Source organism: Microbispora sp. H10670 (assembly GCF_014161385.1).
In the GTDB taxonomy this organism is placed as follows: domain Bacteria; phylum Actinomycetota; class Actinomycetes; order Streptosporangiales; family Streptosporangiaceae; genus Microbispora; species Microbispora triticiradicis.
Genome location: NZ_JABBWW010000019.1, coordinates 83,132 through 104,060 on the forward strand (window position 1 = coordinate 83,132; position 20,929 = coordinate 104,060).

20 protein-coding genes are annotated in these 20,929 nt (G+C 72.0%); 9 read left to right on the plus strand and 11 right to left on the minus strand.

The features are described 5' to 3' along the window. Nucleotides 1–11: 11 nt before the first annotated feature. From HHX33_RS24405 to HHX33_RS24415, 3 genes are all read right to left on the minus strand, one after another. Nucleotides 12–587: a YqgE/AlgH family protein gene (locus tag HHX33_RS24405; RefSeq protein WP_117409087.1), complete on the minus strand. Its 576-nt coding sequence runs from the start codon at nucleotides 585–587 to the stop codon at nucleotides 12–14. Between the two features lie 106 nt (nucleotides 588–693). Next, a complete protein-coding gene (locus tag HHX33_RS24410) occupies nucleotides 694–2,103 on the minus strand; it encodes an NAD-dependent malic enzyme (RefSeq protein ID WP_182876656.1) in 1,410 nt (469 codons plus the stop codon). A gap of 241 nt (nucleotides 2,104–2,344) precedes the next feature. Further along, on the minus strand, nucleotides 2,345–3,256 hold the full coding sequence (locus tag HHX33_RS24415; protein ID WP_182876657.1) for a tetratricopeptide repeat protein: 912 nt from the start codon (nucleotides 3,254–3,256) through the stop codon (nucleotides 2,345–2,347). 127 nt (nucleotides 3,257–3,383) lie between these two features. Here HHX33_RS24415 and HHX33_RS24420 point away from each other — a divergent pair, with 127 nt between their 5' ends. Beyond that, on the plus strand, nucleotides 3,384–3,890 hold the full coding sequence (locus tag HHX33_RS24420) for a DinB family protein (RefSeq protein ID WP_182876658.1): 507 nt from the start codon (nucleotides 3,384–3,386) through the stop codon (nucleotides 3,888–3,890). A 30-nt stretch (nucleotides 3,891–3,920) separates the two neighbouring features. On the opposite strand, the gene HHX33_RS24425 is transcribed toward HHX33_RS24420, so the two are convergent. Next, entirely contained in the window at nucleotides 3,921–5,591 is a 1,671-nt protein-coding gene (locus HHX33_RS24425; protein WP_182876659.1) for an acyl-CoA mutase large subunit family protein, read from the minus strand. Nucleotides 5,592–5,779: 188 nt separating this feature from the next. Between HHX33_RS24425 and HHX33_RS24430 the strand changes: the two genes are divergently transcribed. After that, nucleotides 5,780–7,510, plus strand: a complete 1,731-nt coding sequence (locus tag HHX33_RS24430) for a S8 family serine peptidase (RefSeq protein WP_244302223.1) — start codon at nucleotides 5,780–5,782, stop codon at nucleotides 7,508–7,510. A 144-nt stretch (nucleotides 7,511–7,654) separates the two neighbouring features. Here the strand turns inward: HHX33_RS24430 and HHX33_RS24435 are convergent, their stop codons facing one another. Then, a complete protein-coding gene (locus HHX33_RS24435; RefSeq protein WP_244302225.1) occupies nucleotides 7,655–8,200 on the minus strand; it encodes a MarR family transcriptional regulator in 546 nt (181 codons plus the stop codon). 420 nt (nucleotides 8,201–8,620) lie between these two features. On the opposite strand from HHX33_RS24435, the gene HHX33_RS24440 reads away from it, so the two are divergent. Next, nucleotides 8,621–10,471 (plus strand): hypothetical protein, encoded by a 1,851-nt coding sequence (locus HHX33_RS24440; RefSeq protein ID WP_182876660.1) that lies wholly within the window; start codon nucleotides 8,621–8,623, stop codon nucleotides 10,469–10,471. A gap of 128 nt (nucleotides 10,472–10,599) precedes the next feature. After that, entirely contained in the window at nucleotides 10,600–11,331 is a 732-nt protein-coding gene (locus HHX33_RS24445) for a DUF4230 domain-containing protein (RefSeq protein WP_310741507.1), read from the plus strand. Nucleotides 11,332–11,448: 117 nt separating this feature from the next. On the opposite strand, the gene meaB is transcribed toward HHX33_RS24445, so the two are convergent. Both meaB and HHX33_RS24455 read right to left on the minus strand, forming a co-directional pair. Then, nucleotides 11,449–12,480 carry a methylmalonyl Co-A mutase-associated GTPase MeaB gene (gene meaB, locus HHX33_RS24450; protein ID WP_182876661.1) on the minus strand — a complete coding sequence of 344 codons (1,032 nt, stop codon included), beginning with the start codon at nucleotides 12,478–12,480 and terminating at the stop codon, nucleotides 11,449–11,451. Nucleotides 12,481–12,498: 18 nt separating this feature from the next. Beyond that, nucleotides 12,499–13,728, minus strand: coding sequence for an acetyl-CoA C-acetyltransferase (locus HHX33_RS24455; protein WP_117409053.1), 1,230 nt, complete (start codon nucleotides 13,726–13,728; stop codon nucleotides 12,499–12,501). A 95-nt stretch (nucleotides 13,729–13,823) separates the two neighbouring features. Here HHX33_RS24455 and mce point away from each other — a divergent pair, with 95 nt between their 5' ends. Together mce and HHX33_RS24465 are read left to right on the plus strand one after the other, a co-directional pair. Further along, nucleotides 13,824–14,246 carry a methylmalonyl-CoA epimerase gene (gene mce / locus HHX33_RS24460; RefSeq protein WP_117409054.1) on the plus strand — a complete coding sequence of 141 codons (423 nt, stop codon included), beginning with the start codon at nucleotides 13,824–13,826 and terminating at the stop codon, nucleotides 14,244–14,246. Between the two features lie 186 nt (nucleotides 14,247–14,432). Beyond that, a complete protein-coding gene (locus tag HHX33_RS24465; RefSeq protein WP_117409055.1) occupies nucleotides 14,433–15,737 on the plus strand; it encodes a DivIVA domain-containing protein in 1,305 nt (434 codons plus the stop codon). A gap of 247 nt (nucleotides 15,738–15,984) precedes the next feature. Here HHX33_RS24465 and HHX33_RS24470 read toward each other — a convergent pair whose 3' ends face one another. The 3 genes from HHX33_RS24470 to HHX33_RS24480 all read right to left on the minus strand — a co-directional run bounded on the left by HHX33_RS24470 (nucleotide 15,985) and on the right by HHX33_RS24480 (nucleotide 17,908). Next, entirely contained in the window at nucleotides 15,985–16,755 is a 771-nt protein-coding gene (locus HHX33_RS24470) for an alpha/beta fold hydrolase (protein WP_182876662.1), read from the minus strand. Between the two features lie 109 nt (nucleotides 16,756–16,864). Next, nucleotides 16,865–17,569 carry an alpha/beta hydrolase gene (locus HHX33_RS24475; protein ID WP_182876663.1) on the minus strand — a complete coding sequence of 235 codons (705 nt, stop codon included), beginning with the start codon at nucleotides 17,567–17,569 and terminating at the stop codon, nucleotides 16,865–16,867. Nucleotides 17,570–17,590: 21 nt separating this feature from the next. Continuing rightward, nucleotides 17,591–17,908: an ATP/GTP-binding protein gene (locus tag HHX33_RS24480; protein WP_182876664.1), complete on the minus strand. Its 318-nt coding sequence runs from the start codon at nucleotides 17,906–17,908 to the stop codon at nucleotides 17,591–17,593. 206 nt (nucleotides 17,909–18,114) lie between these two features. Here HHX33_RS24480 and nucS point away from each other — a divergent pair, with 206 nt between their 5' ends. The 3 genes from nucS (at nucleotide 18,115) to HHX33_RS24495 (ending at nucleotide 20,453) form a co-directional block, all read left to right on the plus strand. Beyond that, nucleotides 18,115–18,789, plus strand: coding sequence for an endonuclease NucS (gene nucS / locus HHX33_RS24485; protein ID WP_117409059.1), 675 nt, complete (start codon nucleotides 18,115–18,117; stop codon nucleotides 18,787–18,789). Between the two features lie 426 nt (nucleotides 18,790–19,215). Continuing rightward, complete coding sequence (locus tag HHX33_RS24490; protein ID WP_117409060.1) at nucleotides 19,216–19,824, plus strand: TetR/AcrR family transcriptional regulator; 609 nt, start codon at nucleotides 19,216–19,218, stop codon at nucleotides 19,822–19,824. 29 nt (nucleotides 19,825–19,853) lie between these two features. Further along, a complete protein-coding gene (locus HHX33_RS24495) occupies nucleotides 19,854–20,453 on the plus strand; it encodes a cob(I)yrinic acid a,c-diamide adenosyltransferase (protein ID WP_182876665.1) in 600 nt (199 codons plus the stop codon). Between the two features lie 40 nt (nucleotides 20,454–20,493). On the opposite strand, the gene HHX33_RS24500 is transcribed toward HHX33_RS24495, so the two are convergent. After that, the gene (locus HHX33_RS24500; RefSeq protein ID WP_117409062.1) at nucleotides 20,494–20,925 is read right to left on the minus strand and encodes a DUF2550 family protein; all 432 of its coding nucleotides are present in this window, start codon (nucleotides 20,923–20,925) and stop codon (nucleotides 20,494–20,496) included. Nucleotides 20,926–20,929 lie beyond the last annotated feature (4 nt).

Below are 20,929 nucleotides of genomic sequence, written 5' to 3' on the forward strand. Positions count from 1 at the left end.
AAGGCCGGTGGTCAGTTGAGCAGCGGGTCGTCCGGGAACGTGGCGACCAGGGCGAGATCGCCCTTCTGCCGGCGCAGCACGGTGCGCCACAGCGCGGAGGGGTCGGGGTCGAAGGTGTCCCCCTGCTCCGAGTCGACGACGTACCAGGCGCCCTCCTGCAGTTCGTTCTCCAGCTGCCCCGCCGTCCACCCCGCGTAGCCCGCGAAGATCCGCATCTGCGAGATCTCCCCGGCGAGGATCTCCGGGGGCGCGTCGAGATCCACGGTGCCGAGACGCGACACCGCGGCCCTGCCCTGCAGCCGGCGCCAGCCCAGCGGCTCCTCCCCGCTCAGCACGACGGCGAGCGCGAGCGCGCTGTCCGTCTGCACCGGGCCTCCCTCGAACAGCACCGGAGGACCGGTGACCAGGGGGTCCCACGAGGGCAGGACCTGGGTCACCGCGATCTCACTGGGCCGGTTGAGCACCACGCCCAGGGTGCCGCCGTCCTCGTCGTGCTCCAGCACGAGCACGACGCTACGCCGGAAGTTGGGGTCGTCGAGCAGTGGCGTCGCTACTAGCAACCCGCCGACGTAGATCGCCTCCGCCATACATCCCATCATGAGGGAGGAATGCGAATTCGTGTACGTCGCCCCCGGTTTGCCGCGGCATGTGACCCAACGCGACCGGAGCGTCGCCGTGGGTGCCGGACGCCGGTCAGGCCTCGGTGAAGCCGCGCGGCCGGCCTCCGGCCGACTCCCGTACGGCGGCCGCCACCGCGTTGGCCACGTCGGGGTGGAAGACGCTGGGGATGATGTAGTTGGGCCCGAGTTCCTCGGCGCTCACCACCGCGGCCAGCGCGCGGGCCGCCGCGAGCAGCATCTCCGGGGTCACGCCGTCCGCCTGCGCGTCGAGCAGCCCCCGGAACACGCCCGGGAACGCCAGCACGTTGTTGATCTGGTTGGGGTAGTCGGACCGGCCGGTCGCCACGACCGCCGCGTGCTCCCGGGCGTCGTCCGGGGAGACCTCGGGCTCGGGGTTGGCCAGCGCGAACACCACCGCGTCCCGCGCCATCGCCGCGACGTCGTCCCCGGTGAGGATTCCGGGGGCGGAGACGCCGATGAAGACGTCGGCGCCCTTGACCGCGCCGCGCAGGTCGCCGCCGTAGCCGTCGGCGTTGGTGTGCTCGGCGATCCACCGGAGCGACTCGTCGAGGTCGTCGCGCCCGAGGTGGACCGCGCCCCGGTAGTCGCAGACGACGACGTTGCGCGCCCCGGCGGCCAGCAGCAGGCGGAGCACCGCGGTGCCGGCCGCGCCCGCCCCGGCCATCGCGATCCGCACCTCGGAGATCTCCTTGCGGACCACCTTCAGCGCGTTCGTGAGGGCGGCGAGCACGCAGATGGCGGTGCCGTGCTGGTCGTCGTGGAAGACCGGGATGTCGAGCAGTTCGCGCAGCCGGCGCTCGACCTCGAAGCAGCGCGGCGCGGAGATGTCCTCCAGGTTGATGCCGCCGAACCCCGGCGCGATGGCCCGCACGGCCGCGACGATCTCGTCCACGTCCTGGGTGTCGAGGCAGATGGGCCAGGCGTCGATGCCGGCGAACCGCTTGAACAGGGCGGCCTTGCCCTCCATCACCGGCAGCGCGGCGGCGGGGCCGATGTTGCCGAGCCCGAGGACGGCGGAGCCGTCGGTGACGACCGCGACCGAGTTGCGCTTGATGGTGAGGCGGCGGGCGTCCTCCGGATTGCGCGCGATCGCCAGGCTGACCCGCGCCACCCCCGGGGTGTAGGCCATCGACAGCTCGTCGCGGTTGCGCAGGGGGACCTTGGACTGCATCTCGATCTTGCCGCCGAGGTGCATGAGGAAGGTGCGGTCGGAGACCTTGTGGATGACCACGTCCTCGACCGCGCCGAGGCTGTCCACGATCGCCTGGACGTGGTCGGCGTCCTTGGCCGCGCACGTCACGTCGATGCGGAGCTTCTCGTGCCCGGCGTTGGTCACGTCGAGGGCGGTCACCACGCCGCCCGCGTTCTCCACCGCGTGGGTCAGCAGGCTGACGGCCTTGCCTCCCGCGGGCACCTCGAGGCGCACAGTGATCGAGTAGGAAACGCTGGGCACTGTGGCCACGTCTATCCGCTCCTTTGCGGGGGTGGTGCCTGGCCGCGCCCGCCCGGCTGCTCCCGTACGCGCGGCCTCCGCGTGGCGGTCACGCTCTCGCACCCCGGCGTGGGCGGCACATGAGTGTTATCCATCGTGCCATCTCCGGCCGGGTGTTTCAGCCCACGCTCCGGACGCCGCGCGGCGCCGTAACCACGACCGAGTGCGGCGGGAACGGGACGGCGCCGGAACGCCGTCCCGCCGGCCGCTCTCAGAACAGGGCGTTGGCGAGGGCCCTGCGCGACCGTACGACCGAGGGGTCGTCGGCCGGCAGCGCGTCGAACAGCCCGAGCAGGTGCACCCGGACCCGGTCCCTGTCAGCGCCGCGGGTGCGCCGCACGAGCCCGATGAGCCGGTCGAAGGCCTCGTCCACCCGCCCGCTCACCATTTCGAGGTCGGCGGCCTGGAGCTGGAGGTCGACGTCGTCGGAGGCGTCCGCGGCCCGCCCGAGCACCTCGGCCTCGTCGAGGTCCATCGTGCGGCGCAGCAGGCCGACCCCGGCGAGCCCGATCTTCGCGCCCTCGTCCCCCGGCGACCTGGCCAGCAGGCGCTGGTAGGCGGCGGCCGCCGCGTCCAGGTCGCCCTTCTCGACGGCCTGCTCCGCCCGCAGGAGCTCGGGGTCGACCGGCGGCTCGTCCGACTCGTCCGCGGGCGCGGCCGCCTCGACGCCGAGCTGCTCGAACACCTGCGAGAGTGCCTGCCGGAGCTGCGCCTCCGGCAGCGGACCCTCGAACAGGGGCATGAGCTGTCCCTGGAAGGCCAGGTAGACGGTGGGCACCGCGCGCATCCGCAACGCCTGGGCGAGCTGCGGCTCGGCCTCCACGTCGACGCGGGCCAGCAGCCACGCGCCGGCCGCCTCCGCGGCCAGCTTGTCCATCACCCCGCTGAACTGCTGGACCTGCTCGGCTCGGCGCATCGTCGCCTCGACGATCACGGGCACGCTCAGCGAGCGCTCCACCACGTCGGCGTTGAAGGTGGCCGAGGTCACCTCGATGACGGCCGCCGAGGCGGCTCCTGACGGACCTGCGGCCTCACGCCGCGCCTGGGCCTCCAGGGCCTGCTTGCGCGCGCCGAGGTCCACGGCGCCGTAGAGCGATCCAGGTCGAGAGAACTCCGCTGCCATACCCCCAATCCTGCCGTACTCTCCCGCGTGATCCGTGCCATCCTCGCTGTCTTCCTCCGCGATCCGGGCGGGCCGGCGCCCGTCATAGGGTGAACGGCGCGGATCGCCGCGTCGAAGGGAGCAGGACATGGCAGTGGAACGCATCGGCCCGCCGAGCGTCGCCGGTGAGCGCGAGATGCTGCGCGCGTTCCTCGACTTCCACCGGGCCACGCTCGCGCTGAAGTGCGAGGGCCTGTCGGACGAGGAGCTGCGCCGCACGTCGATGCCGCCTTCGACGCTCTCGCTGCTCGGCCTGGTCAGGCACATGGCGGAGGTCGAGCGCACGTGGTTCCGGCGTGTGATCGGCAAGGAGGACGTGCCGCTCGTCTGGTCGCCGGAAGGCGACTACCAGGCGGCGTACGACGCGAGCGGGTCCACCGGCGCGGAGGCGTTCGCCGCCTGGCAGGCGGAGGTCGAGCACTCCCGCAGGATCGAGCGGGCGGCCGAGTCGCTCGACGTCACCGCCTACCAGCCCCGGTGGGGCGAGGAGGTGTCGCTGCGGCTGGTGATGCTGCACATGATGCACGAGTACGCCCGGCACAACGGCCACGCCGACCTCCTGCGCGAGGGCGTCGACGGGACCGTGGGCGTATGAGCGTGGGCGTATGAGCGTGTCCGGAAGCGGCTAGAAGGCGGCGGGCTCGGAGTAGGTGCCCCACTCCTCGCGCAGGACGTCGCAGATCTCGCCCAGGGTGGCCTCGGCCCTGACCGCCGCCAGCATCGGCGGGATCATGTTCTCGGCCGTCCCCGACGCGCTCCGCAGGGCGGCCAGCGCCGCGTCCACCGCCTGCCGGTCCCGTGCCCCGCGCCGCTCGGCGAGCACCCGGCGCTGCTCGGCCTCGACCTCGTGGCCGATCCGCAGGATCTCCAGCGGCTCCTCCACCGTCGAGGTGTGGCAGTTCACGCCGACGATCCGCTTGTCGCCCTTCTCCAGCTTGCGCTGGTAGTCGAAGGCCGACTCGGCGATCTCCGACATGAACCAGCCGTCCTCGATGCCCCGCAGGATGCCGGCGGTCATCGTGCCGTCGCCGCCCATGTCCCGGATCCTGGCGAAGATCTCCTCCGCCTCCGCCTCCAGCCGGTCGGTCAGCGCCTCCACGTACCAGGAGCCGCCGAGCGGGTCGACCACGTTGACGACCTCGGTCTCCTCCATGATCACCTGCTGGGTGCGCAGCGCGATCTCGGCGGCCTTCTCCGACGGCAGCGCGAGCACCTCGTCGAGCGCGTTGGTGTGCAGCGAGTTGGTGCCGCCGAGCACGGCAGCCAGCGCCTCGACGGCCGTACGCACGATGTTGTTGTCCGGCTGCTGCGCGGTCAGCGACACCCCGGCCGTCTGGGTGTGGAAGCGCAGCCACTGCGCCTTCTCCGTACGGGCGCCGTACACGTCGCGCATCCAGCGGGCCCAGATCCGGCGTGCCGCGCGGAACTTCGCGATCTCCTCGAAGAAGTCGATGTGCGCGTCGAAGAAGAACGACAGCCCCGGGGCGAAGACGTCCACGTCGAGTCCGCGTGACAGGCCGAGCTCGACGTACCCGAACCCGTCGGCGAGCGTGAAGGCCAGCTCCTGCGCGGCCGTGGACCCCGCCTCGCGGATGTGGTAGCCCGACACCGACAGCGGCTTGTACGCGGGGATCTCGGCGGCGCAGAACTCCATGAGGTCGCCGATCAGGCGCAGGTGCGGCTCCGGGGCGAACAGCCACTCCTTCTGCGCGATGTACTCCTTGAAGATGTCGGTCTGGAGGGTGCCGTTCAGCCGCCCGGCCGGCACGCCCTGCCGCTCGGCCGCGACCACGTACATGCAGAAGATCGGTACGGCCGGCCCGCTGATGGTCATCGAGGTGGTCACATCACCGAGCGGGATGCCGTCGAACAGCAGGTCCATGTCGAGGGCCGAGTCGACCGCGACGCCGCAGTGGCCCACCTCGCCGAGCGAGCGCGGGTCGTCGGAGTCGCGGCCCATCAGCGTCGGCATGTCGAACGCCACCGACAGGCCGCCGCCCCCGGCGCCGAGGATCATCTTGTAGCGCTCGTTGGTCTGCCGGGCGTTGCCGAACCCCGCGAACTGCCGGATCGTCCAGGGACGGCCGCGGTAGCCGGTGGCGTACAGGCCCCGGGTGAAGGGGAACTCCCCCGGCCACCCGATGCGCCCGAACCGGGGGTCCGCACCGGGCGGGCCGTAGACGGGGTCCACCTCGAGCCCCGACAGGGTCCGGAACTCGCGGTCCCGCTTGAAGGCGGCGTCGTACCGCGCCTGCCAGCGGGCCCGCCCCGCCTCGATCGGCTCATCCGGCTGCATGCGTCCTCCCCGGTCGTCGCTCCTCTCCGAATACTAGGACGTCCTAGTAATTTCGGCCACCACCGTCTGACTCCCCGGTTCCACCAAGGTCACGTCACACGTTGGTCGCGAAATCCAACAGGCCTTTGACAGCGCGCGGAAATCTTCAAATATGGTCACCGCCCTTGAAGGTCCACACGGAGGTGGATGTGAACCGCTTGACAGTCGTCGCCGCGACCGCGGCGATGGTGGCGGCAACCCTTGCCGTACCCGCGCAGGCCGCACCGGCGGCCGCGGGATCGGCGACCCAGACCGAGTACGTGGTTTTGTACAAGGAAGGCACGTCCGCGGCGGACGCCCAAAAGGCGATCGAGGCCGCCGGCGGCAGCGTGGTGAAGGTGAACGCCGAGGTCGGCGTGGCCACGGTCAGCAGCACGAACGCCGGCTTCGCCAAGGCCCTCGCCGGGGCCGCGGCCATCGAGGGCGTCGCGCCCAACCGGGTGATCGGCAGCGCGCCCGACGACGCCAAGGCGTCCGCCGCCGCGCGGAAGGGCCCCTCACGGGCGGCCAGGAACCGGGGCGTCGAGAGGGAGGGCCGGGGCGGCAAGGGTCCCAAGTGGGGGCGCAACGTCAAGGACGAGCCGCTCGCCGACCTGCAGTGGGACATGAAGCAGATCCACGCGGACGAGGCGCACAGGTACGAGCAGGGTGACAAGCGCGTCCTCGTCGGCATCCTCGACACCGGCGTCGACGGCTCGCACCCCGACATCGCGCCCAACTTCGACCGCAGGCTGAGCCGGAACTTCACCGTCGACGTGCCCGCGGACGCCAACGGCACCGAGATCGACGGGCCGTGCGAGGACGACCCCGACGGGTCCTGCACCGACCCGAACGACGTGGACGAGGACGGCCACGGCACCCACGTCGCCTCGTCGATCGCCTCCCCCATCAACAAGCTGGGCATCTCGGGCGTCGCGCCCAAGGTGACGATCGTGAACCTGCGGGCCGGCCAGGACTCGGGCTACTTCTTCCTCCAGCCGACCATCGACGCCCTCACGTACGCGGGCGACGTCGGCGTCGACGTGGTGAACATGAGCTACTACATCGACCCGTGGCTGTTCAACTGCGCCGACAACCCGGCCGACACCCCCGAGGAGCAGGCGCAGCAGCGGCTCTACATCGCCGCCACCCAGCGGGCGATCGATTACGCCCACGCGCACGGGGTGACGCTGGTCGGCGCGGCCGGCAACGAGGCGATCGACTACACCAAGACCAACGTCGACGCGACCAGCCCCGACTACGCCACCTTCCCCGGCCAGGCGGCCAGGACCCGGACCATCCCCGCGTCCTGCGTCTCGCTGCCGGCCGAGGCCGAGCACGTCATCTCGGTGTCCTCCACCGGCATCAGCAAGCGGAAGGCCTACTACTCCAGCTACGGCAACGGCTACATCGACGTGGCCTCGCCCGGCGGCGACGTCTACGACACTCCCGGCAACACGCGGGACGTCAGCAAGGCCACCCTGTCCGCCTACCCGAAGGCGCTGGCCGTGGCCAACGGCGAGATCGACGCGAACGGCGACCCCACCGTCGACTACGTGGTGAAGGACTGCAAGGGCTCGACCTGCGCCTACTACCAGTACCTCCAGGGCACCTCGATGGCCTCGCCGCGCGCGGCCGGTGTCGCGGCGCTGATCGTCAGCCGGTACGGCCAGCACGACCGCTTCCGTGGCGGCCTGACCCTGAACCCGGACAAGGTCGAGGCGATCCTCAAGGGGACGGCGACCAAGACGGCCTGCCCGAACCCGCCCGCCTACACCTACACCCGCAACCTGCCGAGCGGCAGCACGGTGACCGCCACGCACGTCTGCGAGGGCACCGCCGCCGGCAACGGCTTCTACGGCAAGGGCATCGTCGACGCCCTCCACGCCGTCGGCCACTGACCATCGCCGGCCGGTGGCGCGCCCGTGACACGCGGGCGCGCCACCGGCCCGCCCTTCCGGGCCCCGGCCGCCGACGGCCGGGGCCCGTCCACGTCAGGGGGCCTTGTCAGAGGGCCTCGTCAGGAGCCGGGCCAGGAGACGGGGTCAGGGGCTGAAGTCGCCCGCCGCGACCCGGAGCGTCCGGAGCAGGCCGAACATCTCGCCCAGTTCGGCGTCGTCGTACATGCCCAGGCAGAAACCGGCGTTCATCAGGTCGTCCGTGGCCCGCCGTACGATGTCCCGGCCCTCGTCGGTGATCTCGGCGAGCACCCCGCGGCCGTCGCGCGGGTTGCGCATGCGCCGCACCAGCCCGGCGCGCTCCAGCCGGTCGACCGTGTTGGTGACGCTCGTGGGATGCACCATCAGCCGCTCGCCGATCTTCGACAACGGCAGCGCCCCCGTCCGGCTGAACGTCAGCAGCACGAGCGCCTCGTACCTGGCGAAGGTCAGATCGTACGGCTTGAGCAGCGTGTCCAGTTGCGCCAGCAGGATCTGATGGGCTCTCATGATCGAAGTCACGGCGGCCATGGCGGACGACGGCCCGAACGTCGCGCGCCAGGTCTCGGCGGCCCGCTCGATCGGGTCGAACGGGAGCTTGAGCGGCCGGGGACCGGCCACGGGCGGTGGCTCTGAGCTGGGCGGAACGGACACAGCGATATACGGTAGCGCGGCGCCGGCCATGATCGGCCGGGGCACCCAGCGTAACCGGACTGATTCCTTGACCCCAGAACTCCTCCCGGCAGGGTCACGCTCCGTTATGGTTGCCACGTCGAAAGGTGAGGCGGCGGCAAACCCGGCGGCACGGGGAGCCCCGTCTGCTACCGGGTGTCACAGGATCTCTCCGCAGGGGAAGCGGCCGGTCATCAGCCGGCCGCCGCGGGCAACGGGATCCGGGACACCGGCCCGGAGCAGGCGAGGCGGGGCCGGCCGGCGGACCAGCGCCACGGGGAACGGCGCGGGGTCGCACACCGCTCACACAGACACGGGGGAGATTCTCAATGGGCAGCACTGCTGTCCCGGCGCCGCATGCGCGCCGGACTTCGACGGCGTGGCCGGGGGCCGCGCCCGGCTGTGGGTGAGCACAGGGGCGGTTCACGCGGAGAGCTGAAACACGGCGTGCTGGTCGCGGGGACCGTGCTGCTCGTGCTCGGGCTCGTCGCCGCGTGGAGCGTCCTGATTCCCGGTTTCATGGACTGGGACGAGATAGTGGCGGCCGTCATCGGCTCGCTGCGGCTGACGGGGCCCGTCGGCGCCGCGTTCGCGGCGTGGGTGGCGCTGCGCAGGCGCCGCGCCGAGCACGGCCGCGTCCTGACGCCCTGGCGGGCCGCCAGGGCGCCGTTGTCGATCATCGCGGTCGTGACCGGATCCTTCGGGGCGACCGTCCTGCTGCTCGGCCTGCGCGCCGCGCTGACCGGGCAGGGCGGCGCGCTGCTGCCCGGCGGCCTCGCCATGTCCGTCGCGGGCCTGGGGCTGTACGTGATGGTCGGCTGGATACTGGGCTGGCTCCTGCCGGTCACCGTCGTCCCGCTGCTCGCGGCAGCGGGCACGTACGGCGTGTTCACCCTGCTGGCGACGGGGCCCAACTGGGCCGGCCGGCTCATCCCCGCCGCCCGGCAGCCGTACGAGCTGCTCACGGTCGGCGAGACCGCCTACGCGGACCAGGCGCTCTGGCTGGTGGGGCTCAGCGCCGCGCTGTTCCTCGGGTGGGTCGCCCTGGTGACCGGAAGGACGCTGGCGCTGGCCGCCGCGGTGATCGCCGTCCTGGCGGCGGGGGCGGGCGCGGCCCGGCTGGTGAGCGAGCCGCGGACCACGCTCGCGAGCGAGCGCTACGCCTGCCAGGAATGGCCCATCACGGTGTGCGTGCGTCCGGCGCTGCGCGCCGGGCTGACCGACCTCGCTGGCATGTTCACCATGCTCGCGGCGCGGCTGGCCGGGACCCCGGCCGCCTTCAAGCGGGTCGAGCAGCGCGCGCCCGGCGAGGACGGGCCGGTGGCGCCGGGTGTCGTGGTCGTCCACCTCGGTGATCTCGGTGCCGGGTACGTCCAGCGGGCCGCAGGCGAGTTCCTCGACGGGCTGGCCCGTCCCTGCTCCGGGGTGGTCGCGGAGGGCTACCGGGCCATCGTCGTCGCCTGGCTGCGCAACGATCCGCTGCCCCCGGGGAACCTGCCCGAGCAGCACGCCGCCGCCCTGTGGTTCTCGGAGCTGACCGATGCCCAGCGGCACGACTGGCTGCGGCTGTTCTACTCCGACTTCGTCTCCTGCGGCCTGCAGGCCAGGCACTTCGGGGGCGGCACCCGGCCCGTGAACCCCGCCGTGACTCCCTATCCCGTCGATCCCACCCCGGCCGGGCACGCCGGCGCGACGCCGTCCGCCGGTACGGGGCCCGGGGGCGCGAGTCCCGGCACGGGTCCGGGCGGTGCTGGTCCGGGCGGTGCCGGTCCGGGCAGTGCTGGTTCGGGCGGGGCTGGTTCGGGCGGGGCCGGTTCGGCGGGCCTGGACGGCGCCGCCGACGCGGGGGGTTCCGGCGGGCGGACCCGGCCCGGTGCGGCCGGCGGCCCCGGCGAGGGCCTTCCGCCCGGCTCCTGGAACTCCGAGAGCGCGCGACCGGGGACCTCGGGGGGCCCGGCCTCCGGGCGGCACGGCCGGGCACACGACGCGGGCCCGGCGGACGAGAGGAGTTCTGGAGGGCGGCGGCCCGGCGATCCGCCGGACCATGCCCCTGGGCACGTCGAGCGTCGCGGCGCCGTGGAACGCGTCCCCGGCCCCGGCCGCGACGCCCCGCGCACGGACGACGGCCCCCGGCGCGACGGCACCGGCAGTCGCGACACCGGCACCCGTGACACCGGCAGTCGCGACGCCGGGGACTCGCAGGAGGCCCCCCAGGTGACGGACGTGCCCGCCGCCCTCCTGGCGCCCGCCTGATCCAGGGGCGGGCAGGCGTCCTGGTTGGGGCGGGCCGAAGACGGGGTTTGGGAGAGCCGAAGACCGGCGAAAAGGAGAATCGATCTTGCCCGGCGTGAGATCGCCGAAATACCGGGAAGATTCCACCCGTGGACCGACAGACACGTCCCTCCTTCGCACCGGCCGACGCCGGCCCCACGGCCGACGCCGCCACCGACACCACGACGGGCGCCGGGAGACCCGCCCGCCGCCCGGGGCGCGGCTGGCGGGTGCTCGCCGGTCTGCTCCTCGTGATCGTCCTGCTCGTGGTCGGCGCCCGCCTGACCTGGTCCTGGATCGACCCGCTGGGCGATCAGACCATCGACAGGAGCGGGCCCGCGCTGCTGCGGTCGGTGCGGAACCTGAGCCGCTTCGAGGCCGCGACCGGCGAGTTCCAGGTGATCGTCGATCTGGAGAAGGACGCGAAGTTCCTGCCCGACGCGATCAAGGGCAGCCGGACGCTGTTCGTCGGAGCCGGCAGCGTCGACGCGTACGTGGACTTCTCGGGCCTGCCGAAGGACGCGCTCACGGTCTCCCCCGACCGCACGGCGGTGACCGTACGGCTGCCGCACGCCGAGCTGGAGAAGCCGAACCTCGACAACAAGCGGTCGTACGTGTTCGCGCAGGAGCGGGGCATCTTCGACCGCATCTCCGACGTGCTCTCGTCCTCGCCGCAGAACCAGCAGGAGCTCTACGTCCTGGCCGAACGCAAGATCGGCGACGCCGCCGCCGCCAGCGACCTGCGTTCCAGGGCCGACCAGAACACCAAGGCCATGATGGAGGGCATGCTGAAGTCGCTCGGCTTCACCAGCGTCACCATCAAGTACACCGGCGAGCCCTGACCCACGCGGCCCGGCTCCGGCAGGGGGGCGAGGGAGGCGGCGGGCCGGGCGGCACGTCACGGACGCGAGGCACGGCCTGCCGGGTTTCGCGACGGCACGATGCGCGGAGCGCCTGCCTCAGTGCAGCGCGGCGATGAGGTCGTCGGCTGCGGTGTAGGGGTCGGTCCCGGCGTCGAGCAACCGCGCGGCCAGCGCGTCCAGGCGGCCGCCGTGCAGCCCCGCGAAGCGGGAGCGGAGCCTGGCGAGCGCGATGGCCTCGATCTCGTCGCGGGCGCGGGCCAGCCGCCGCCTGCGCCCCTCGTCCGACTCCTCCAGGTATGCCTGATGCTTGTCGAGCACCGCCATGAGATCGTCGGCGCCCTCCTCCCTGGAGGCGACCGTCGTGACGATCGGGGGTCGCCACGGCGGCTCGGCGAGCCCCGTCATGTTCCGCAGCTCGCGCACCGTCGCCTGGACGCCGTCCCGGTCGGCCTTGTTCACCACCAGGACGTCGGCGACCTCCAGGATGCCCGCCTTCGCGGCCTGCACGCCGTCGCCCATGCCGGGGGCGAGGATGACGACGGTGGTGTCCGCCAGCCGGGCGATGTCCACCTCGGCCTGACCGACGCCGACCGTCTCGACCAGGATCACCTCGCAGCCGGCGGCCTCCAGCACCCGCAGCGCCTGCGGCGTGGCCCACGCGAGGCCGCCCAGGTGGCCCCGGCTGGACATGCTGCGGATGAAGACCTCCGGATCGGTCGCGTGCTCCTGCATCCGCACGCGGTCGCCGAGCAGCGCGCCGCCGGTGAACGGGCTGGACGGGTCGACCGCCAGCACCCCCACCCTGCTGCCCCGCCTGCGGAACGCCCGGATGAGCATGCCCGTCGAGGTCGACTTGCCGACGCCGGGCGCGCCGGTCAGGCCGATCACCCGGGCGGTGTACGGCCTGACCGCGCCGGTGGCGAGGTCGGCCATGACCTCGCGCAGGACGTGGTTCGTCCCCCCGGCCTCCGCCCCGCCTCCACCACCCGGACCGGCGGCGTTCCCGGTCGCGTTCTCCGCGATGTTCTCCGCGATGTTCTCCGCGGCGTTCTCGACGAGTGAGATCAGCCGGGCGACCGCCCTCGGCCGTCCCAGCCGCACCTGGGCGGCGAGCTCCCGGACGTCCACGTTCGCTCCGTTCCCCGGTCAGGCGCCGGGCGCGGGCACCCGGATGATCAGCGCGTCGCCCTGCCCGCCGCCGCCGCACAGGCCGGCCGCGCCGAGGCCACCGCCGCGCCTGCGCAGCTCGTGGGCCAGGGTGAGCACTATGCGGGCGCCGGACGCGCCGATCGGGTGGCCGAGCGCGATGCCGCCGCCGTTGACGTTGATCTTGTCGAGCGGTACGCCGAGCTCCTTGGCCGACTGCAGCACGACCTGCGCGAACGCCTCGTTGATCTCCAGCAGGTCGAGGTCGTCCACGCCGATCCCCTGCTTGGCCAGCGCCTGGCTGATCGCGTTGGCGGGCTGCGACTGGAGCGAGTTGTCCGGCCCGGCCACGTTGCCGTGCGCGCCGATCTCGGCCAGCCATTCGAGGCCCAGCTCCTCGGCCCTGGCCCGCGACATCACGACCACGGCGACGGCCCCGTCAGAGATCTGCGAGGCGGATCCCGCCGTGATCGTGCCGTCCTCGGTGAACGCCGGCCGCAGTTTCGCCAGGGACTCCGCCGTGGTGTCCGCGCGGATGCCCTCGTCGGCCGAGAACAGGACCGGCCCTCCCTGTGTTTCCCCCCCACGGCCACGCCCCGCCGCCCCCCTTCGCTGCGGCAGCGGCACCGGGACGATCTCGTCGTCGAACAGGCCCTTCTCGGTGGCCTCGGCGGCGCGCTGGTGCGAACGCGCGGAGAAGGCGTCCTGCTCCTCGCGGGTCAGGCCGAGCCTCGCGTTGTGACGCTCGGTGGACTCCCCCATCGCGATCTGGTCGAAGGCGTCGGTCAGGCCGTCGTACGCCGTCGAGTCCAGGATCTCGCCGCCGCCGTACTTCACGCCCTTGCGCAGCCCGGGCAGCAGGTGCGGGGCGTTCGTCATCGACTCCATGCCGCCCGCGACGACGACGTCGAACTCGCCCGCGCGGATGAGCTGGTCGGCCAGCGCGATCGCGTCCAGGCCCGACAGGCAGACCTTGTTGATGGTGAGGGAGGGCACGGTCATGGGGATTCCGGCCTTCACCGCGGCCTGGCGGGAGGGGATCTGCCCGGCGCCCGCCTGGAGCACCTGACCCATGATCACGTACTGGACCTGGTCCGGTGAGACACCCGCCCGCTCCAGCGCCGCCCTGATCGCGATTCCGCCCAGTTCGACGGCGGACAGGCCGGACAGTGAGCCGAGAAGGCGTCCGATGGGCGTGCGTGCTCCGGCGACGATGACGGAACCAGACATTTCGAGACCCTCCACTGCGAGATCGGGGGCAACGGTGTCACCATACCCAGGAGTAGTAGGGTCGCCCGGATTCGGGCGCGGCGAAGGGACCTGCGATGCTCCTGCGGATCGACCACGTGGGCGTGGCCTGCACCAACCTCGAAGAGAAGATCGAGTTCTACGAGTCGGTCTTCGGACTGACCGTGGTCAGCCGGGAGGTGAACGAGGAGCAGGGCGTCCGGGAGGCGATGCTGCACGTCGCCGACGGCGACCAGGGCGCGTCGTACGTCCAGCTTCTCGAACCGCTGCACCCCGACACAGCCGTGGGCAAGTTCCTCGCCAAGCGGGGCGAGGGCGTGCATCATATCGGTTACGGCGTGGCGGACGTCACCAAAGCCCTGGAGGAGATCGGGGCGAAGGGCGTGCGCCTGATCGACCAGCGGCCCAGGCACGGCTCGATGGGAGCCTCGATCGCGTTTCTGCATCCCAAGGACGTGGGCGGGGTTCTCACCGAGCTTGTTGAGTCGTCCAGGCGTTAAGTAAACGCAAGAAACGTTCATACGTAACAAGTCGCGCAGAAAGTCGGAGGGGGCCGCCAACGCGGCAGTACCGGAGTACGCTGGCGTTCATCACCGGACGTGGATGCCAATGCCGGCTCCTCGCCTCGGAACCGACCCCCCCCCGTCCGGCCCCTGTAGCCGTCTCGACAACCAGGATCGAGCCTCATGCAGTCCGACATCGACGCCCAGCTCAACAACTTCTTCGAGGATGCCCCTTCCCGCGAATTCGACGTGGTGCTCCGGGGTTATGACCGGCACCAGGTCCACGACCACCTGAAGACGCTCGACACCGAACTGCGGCAGGCCAAGGAGCAGGTCAGCGGGCTCCAGCGGGAGCTCTCAGACTCCCAGCGCCAGCTACAGGAGCAGGAGCGGCCCACGTACTCGGGTCTCGGCGCCCGCATCGAGCAGCTGCTGCGGCTGGCGGAGGAGCAGGCCACCGAGCTGGTGCAGGCGGCCAGGTCGGAGGCGAACGAGATTCGCGCCGCCGCGAAGGTGGACGCCGCCGACCTGCGGGCCGCGGCGGAGAACGAGGCGGCGGAGAAGCGGGCGCTGGCCGCTCGCGAGGCCGAGGAGATGCGCAGCACCGCTGAGCGCGATGCCGAGGAGATCCGTTCCACCGCACGGCGCGAGTCCGACGAGCTGACCGCGACGACCGAGCGCGAGGTGGCCAAGATCCGGGCCACCGCCGACCACGAGGTCGCGGAGAAGCGGGCCGACGCCGAGCGGGAGATCGCCAAGCTGCGCACCACGACCGAGCGCGAGGTGGCCCAGCTGCGGGCCTCCACCAAGCGCGAGCGCGACGAGGTGCTCACCACGGCCAAGCGCCAGGCGGACGAGATGCGGGCGCAGGCGCAGCGGATCCTCGAGGAGTCGGAGGCCAAGCGGGCCCAGGACGAGGCGGAGTTCGAGATCCAGCTCGCCGCCCGCCGCGAGGACGCCGAGCGCCAGGAGGCCGAGCGGCACGCCACCGCCCAGGCCAACACGCAGAAGCTGGTCGCCGAGGCCGAGCAGCGCGCCGCCACCGCCGAGCAGCGCGCCGCCAAGGCCACGCAGCAGGCCGAGCAGACCCGCCGCGAGGCCGACACCCACGCCAAGCAGCTGCTGGCCAACGCGCGCAAGAACGCCGACCAGCTCGTGGCCGAGGCCAAGACCAGCGCCGACACGATAGTGACCGACGCGAAGAACGAGGCCGAGCGCACCCGTACGGCGATGCAGCGCCAGGTGGACGAGCTGACCCGCCAGCGCGACAGCATCACCAGCCACCTCGCGCAGCTCCGTCAGCTGCTCGGCGGCGCTCCGCTGCCGGGCATGGACGCGGCGGAGCCGGCGCCGGTCGCCGCCGCTCCGGCGAAGCCGGCCCTCTCGGCCGCTCCGCCCATCGCGGACAAGCCGGCCGTTTCCGCCGCTCCGGCGGAGCCGATCAGCTCTGCGAAGAGCGACGACGATTCGGAGTGGTGGCAGGAGTAGATCACCGGCACATTCGGGGGAGTCGACGACGGCCGCGCGGCGGCCAGGTGACAGTGACGGCTAAGCGAACGGGGCCCGGCGGACACCGCCGGGCCCCGTTCCGCGTGACCGGGCTCCACGTAACCGGACACCGGGTAACCGGACACCGCGTGACCCGGCTCCACACGACCGGGCTCCACGTGACGGGACTCCATGTGACCGGACTCCGGGTCCCGGGTGAGCAGACCTACGCCTGATCAGACGGCGATCAGGGCGCGAGGGATTTCACGAACTCCGCGACCACGCGGTTGAACGCCTCGGGCTGCTCGATGGCCGACAGGTGACCCGCCTTCTCGATGACGGAGAGCCGCGCGTCCGGGACGGCCTCCGCCATCGCCCGCGCGTCCGCGATCGGCGAGATCTCGTCCTCGTCGCCCACCACGACCAGCGCGGGCACCGTCAGGGACCGGAGCGTGCCGAACGCGTCGGGCCGGGCGGCCATCGCCCGCTGGGCCCAGGCGACCGCCGCGGGAGGCGCCGCCTGCATGAGGCCGCGGACCCTCCCCAGGACCATCCCCCTGCGCTCCCTGGTGGTCGCGCCGACCAGCGTGGGCAGCCCGTCGAGCAGGACGCCCGTGTCGCCCGCGAGGACGGCAGCGGCGATCCGCTCCCGGTTGGCCCGCACCGGCTCCGGGTCGGCCTGCGCCTTGGTGTCGGCGAGGATCACCCCGAGCACACGGCCGGGGTGGCGGCGGCACAGCGCCATGGTCACGTAGCCGCCCATCGACTGGCCGCCGACCACCGCGCGGTCGACGCCCTCCTGGTCGAGCAGCCGCACCACGTCGTCGGCCATCGCGTCGACCGAGGGCTCGTCGTCGCCGAGGAGCGTGCCGCCGAAGCCGCGCAGGTCGGGAGTGATCACCCGGCAGAGGGGCGCCAGGCCCTCCCGCTGGGCGAGCCACATCGCCGACGACAGCGGAAACGCGTGGAGCAGGACGACAGGCAGGCCGCTTCCTGCGGATCGCGAGTAGAGCTGCATCAGCTCACGGTAACGCGCGGCACACCTCCGGCCGCCCTTCGTCACCGATTCGCGACCTGGCGCGCGCGTGCGCCGCGTACGGACGGCGGGCGCACGCGCGGGCGGCGGGTCACACGGTGGTGGGCAGGGGCGCGGCGGCGGGGTTCAGGCGCTTGACGATCTCGTCGAGCACGACGCGCACGTACGGCTCGCCGACCCACAGGTGCTTGGCTCCCTCGACGCCGACGACCTCGGCCTGCGGTGCCGCGGCGAACCGCAGCGCGGCCTCCTCGGGGCGCAGGTAGTCGTCGAACTCCGGGACCAGGGCGACCAGCGGGCGGCCGAACTCGCCCCAGGCGGCGACGTCCTCGTCCCCGGCCCGCTTCAGCGGCGGCGACAGCAGGATCGCCCCCCGCACGAGCGGGTCGCGGCCCCAGCGCAACGCGAGCTCGGTGCCGAAGGACCAGCCGAGCAGCCACGGGTTCGGCAGGTCGTGGAAGTCGGCGTACTCCAGAGCGGCGGCCACGTCCCACCGCTCCCCCTCTCCCCCGTCGAACGCCCCCTGCGAGGTGCCCCGGTCGGAGGTCGTGCCGCGCGTGTTGAAACGCACCACGGCGATGCCGGCGAGCGCGGGCAGCCGGTACGACGCCTTGCGCAGCACGTGGCTGTCCATCATGCCGCCGTGGGTGGGCAGGGGGTGCAGGCAGACCAGCGTGGCCACCGGCGGGCCGGTCTCGGGCATCGCCAGCTCGCCGACGAGGGTCAGCCCGTCCGCCGTGTGCAGCTCGATGTCCTCGCGCCGGGCAGGCAGCACCGTGGAGGCCCTGATGTCCATTCCCACCTCGTATACGTCGTGTCAGTAGCGGCTGCGGCCCGGGCCGCGGTTGACCCGGTTGCGCCAGCACGCGGTGTGCCAGTGCCGCCTCTCGTCCTCGCCCCCGGACCACGCCGGCCAGCTCACCACGTGCGGCAGCCCCGGCCTGATCTCCTGCTCGCAGCCGGGACACCGGTAGGCCTTGCCCTGGGTGACGCCGGAGACGTTGCGGACGACCCATTCCCCGTCCGGCGCGCTCTCCACGCGGTCCACGCCCGGAACCGAAACGCCGACCGGTCGTGCCGCGCGGCCGTCCGGGCGTTCGAACGGGCCGCGGCGGCGGGCACGACGGGGGCTCACGGCGGGCGTCCTTCCGGGGCGTTCATGTCAGGCGGAACGGGAGATCTCACTCCATTCTTCCAGCACCGGTTCACGCGCGTACGCCGGGATGCTCGTCGCATCGGTCACGCCGGGACGACCGGGTGACGGCGCGGACACGTCGCGCCCCGGCGGACGGTTCCGCAGAACGGCTCCGGCCCTCCGGAAGCCCGATAGGGTTGGCGCTCATGCGGCTGGTCATCGCGCGGTGCAGCGTCGATTACGTGGGGCGGTTGACGGCTCACCTTCCCATGGCGCCCCGGCTCATCCTGATGAAGGCGGACGGCAGCGTGTCCATCCACGCCGACGACCGGGCGTTCAAGCCTCTGAACTGGATGAACCCGCCCTGCAAGGTCCGCGAGGAGACGATCGACGGTGTGCTCACCTGGTCGGTGGTGCACGGCAAGACCGGCGAGAAGCTGGTGCTGACCATCGAGGAGGTCCTGCACGACTCCAGCCACGAACTGGGCATCGATCCAGGGCTGCGCAAGGACGGCGTCGAGGCGCACCTGCAGGAACTGCTGGCCGAGCACATCACCACGCTCGGGGACGGCTGGACGCTGGTGCGCCGGGAGTACATGACCGCCATCGGGCCGGTGGACATCCTCTGCCGCGACCACCTCGGCGGCGCGGTGGCCGTGGAGATCAAGCGGCGCGGCGACATCGACGGCGTGGAGCAGCTCACCCGCTATCTCGAACTGCTCAATCGCGACCCACGTCTGGCGCCGGTGAAAGGGATCTTCGCCGCCCAGGAGATCAAACCGCAGGCACGCGTGCTCGCCACCGACCGCGGCATCGACTGCGTCACGCTCGACTACGACGCCCTGCGCGGCATCGAGCCGGAGAACCCCACTCTTTTCTAGATACTTTCCGGAGACTTCGCGAAGAACGGCGAAGCCGACGTCACGTTCCTCCAGCTTCGCACCCCGTCTCGCCACGGGCCTGACCGGCCCAGGTGAGACGGGTGATCGACGTGCGGCGGGCCCGGTCCCGGCGCGTCCCCGGGACGGCACGCGGCCGGTCACGGCTGCCGCTCGCCGCGGGGATGACGACCGCCTCGCCCCCGAACGGTCCGAAATCGCAGATGCAATTGCATCTGTACCGGTTCACACCTATTGCTAATAGTCGTGAGGATTGATGCTTATGTCAAGCCATTCGGCCGGTTTAGCATGTTCCCAAATCAGCTAATTCCCAGCACTTCCACTAAAAGGATCTTGCGTTCATAATGGGGAGTTCTGGGGGACTAGGAGAGCGCGAGGTGAAGAGTGGCGGGAAGGGACTATCGGGGGATGTCGGCTGCCGAAAGGCTGGCAGACAGGCGGGAACGGCTCATATCAGCCGCTTACTCCTTGTTCGCGCACCCCGGCTTCCACTCCACCACCATCGAGCGGCTCTGCGCGACCGCGCGTATCTCGAACCGCGCCTTCTACGAATGCTTCTCCAGTCGCGAGGACCTGATGCGGGCGGTTTATGACCGGTGCATCGAGGAGACTCTGACCTCGGTGGGCGAGGCCATCGAGAAGGCCCCGCCCACGCTCGACGACCGCATCGTCGCGGGCATCGCCGAGTACGTCCGCTTCGTCACCGCGGACGTGCGGCGCGCCCGGGTGATGCACCTGGAGGTACGGCGAGCCGGCAACGTGCTGAGCGGCGCCAGGCAGCAGGCCGTGGCCGCCTTCACCAAAATCATCGAAAGCTCGGCGCGGGGCGCGGGCCGTACGCCTCCCCTGGACCTTCACCTGCTGGCGCTCGGGCTCATCGGCGCCATCACCGAGTTGCTCATCGAGTGGGTGCTGACCGACCCGGCTCCGCCCACGGACGAGCTCGTCGAGACCTGCGTGTTCATCTTCCGCCGCACCTTCGCCGCGGACGGATCACAGGCGGCCTCCGCTTACTGAGGCGGCGGACGGCGGCTACGCTGAGCGGCATGACCCGAGCCGACAACGACAAGCCCGTCGTGCTGTCCAAGATCTACACCCGTACGGGCGACGACGGCACGACCTCCCTCGGCGACATGAGCCGCACCCGCAAGACCGATGCCCGCCTGGCGGCGTACGCCGACGTCGAGGAGGCCAACGCGGCGATCGGGGTCGCCCTGGCCACCGGCGGCCTGCCGCAGGACGTGGTGGCGGTGCTGGGCAGGGTGCAGAACGAGTTGTTCGACGTGGGCGCGGACCTGTGCAACCCCGTCGCGGAGGATCCCACGCGGCAGGAGTACGCCCCGCTGCGGGTGGAGGAGTCCTACATCGTCTGGCTCGAAGAACAGTGCGACCGCTTCAACGCGACCCTCAAGCCGCTGCGTAGTTTCATCCTGCCCGGCGGGGCCCCCGCCACGGCCTTCCTCCACCTCGCCCGCACGGTCGTACGCCGGGCCGAGCGGATGGCCTGGGCGGCGCTGGAGGCGCACGACGACGTCAATCCCCTGACGGCCAAATACCTGAACCGCCTGTCGGACCTGATGTTCATCCTGTGTCGCGTGGCCTCCGCCGGCGACGACGTCCTCTGGAAGCCCGGCGCCACCCGCTAGCGCGCTCGCCGAGGGGCGCGCCGCCGGAGGCGCGGCACTTCTAAGCCGCGTCGAGGTGGGCGCTGGGCGGGGCGGACTCCAGCCAGGCGAGGAAGCCGGTCAGGGCGTCCTCGCTCATCGCCAGGCACAGCGGGCCGGCCATGACGGGCCGGGTGGCGCTCGCCGCCGAGCGGTCCGTCGAGCAGACGACGGTCCAGTAGCCGGCGGGCCCCTCACCCGAGCCGAGCATCCTCCGGCTGGAAACCGTGAGGCCGCGCCTCGCGATCGCGTGGCGCGGCCTCAGGCCGAGTCCCAGGAACGGGATCCAGTGGAGTTCTCCCCCTACGTAGCGGGCGACCCCGCTCTTCCAGCCTCCCCGGCCGTCACGTACCCGGCAGACGATCGTGCCCCGGGCCCGGGCCAGGGCGAAGCCCCGGAGGACGAGGAGTGCGAGCACGGCGACAACGCCCGTGAGAACCTCAAGCGCCGCCACTGCC

Excerpts from the sequence above, each read along its gene's own strand:
- HHX33_RS24405 (WP_117409087.1), bottom strand. The coding sequence starts at position 587 with ATGGCGGAGGCGATCTACGTCGGCGGGTTGCTAGTAGCGACGCCACTG.
- HHX33_RS24415 (WP_182876657.1), bottom strand. The coding sequence starts at position 3,256 with ATGGCAGCGGAGTTCTCTCGACCTGGATCGCTCTACGGCGCCGTGGAC.
- HHX33_RS24420 (WP_182876658.1), top strand. The coding sequence starts at position 3,384 with ATGGCAGTGGAACGCATCGGCCCGCCGAGCGTCGCCGGTGAGCGCGAG.
- HHX33_RS24425 (WP_182876659.1), bottom strand. The coding sequence starts at position 5,591 with ATGCAGCCGGATGAGCCGATCGAGGCGGGGCGGGCCCGCTGGCAGGCG.
- HHX33_RS24455 (WP_117409053.1), bottom strand. The coding sequence starts at position 13,728 with ATGTCTGGTTCCGTCATCGTCGCCGGAGCACGCACGCCCATCGGACGC.
- mce (WP_117409054.1), top strand. The coding sequence starts at position 13,824 with ATGCTCCTGCGGATCGACCACGTGGGCGTGGCCTGCACCAACCTCGAA.
- HHX33_RS24465 (WP_117409055.1), top strand. The coding sequence starts at position 14,433 with ATGCAGTCCGACATCGACGCCCAGCTCAACAACTTCTTCGAGGATGCC.
- HHX33_RS24470 (WP_182876662.1), bottom strand. The coding sequence starts at position 16,755 with ATGCAGCTCTACTCGCGATCCGCAGGAAGCGGCCTGCCTGTCGTCCTG.
- HHX33_RS24475 (WP_182876663.1), bottom strand. The coding sequence starts at position 17,569 with ATGGACATCAGGGCCTCCACGGTGCTGCCTGCCCGGCGCGAGGACATC.
- nucS (WP_117409059.1), top strand. The coding sequence starts at position 18,115 with ATGCGGCTGGTCATCGCGCGGTGCAGCGTCGATTACGTGGGGCGGTTG.
- HHX33_RS24490 (WP_117409060.1), top strand. The coding sequence starts at position 19,216 with ATGTCGGCTGCCGAAAGGCTGGCAGACAGGCGGGAACGGCTCATATCA.
- HHX33_RS24495 (WP_182876665.1), top strand. The coding sequence starts at position 19,854 with ATGACCCGAGCCGACAACGACAAGCCCGTCGTGCTGTCCAAGATCTAC.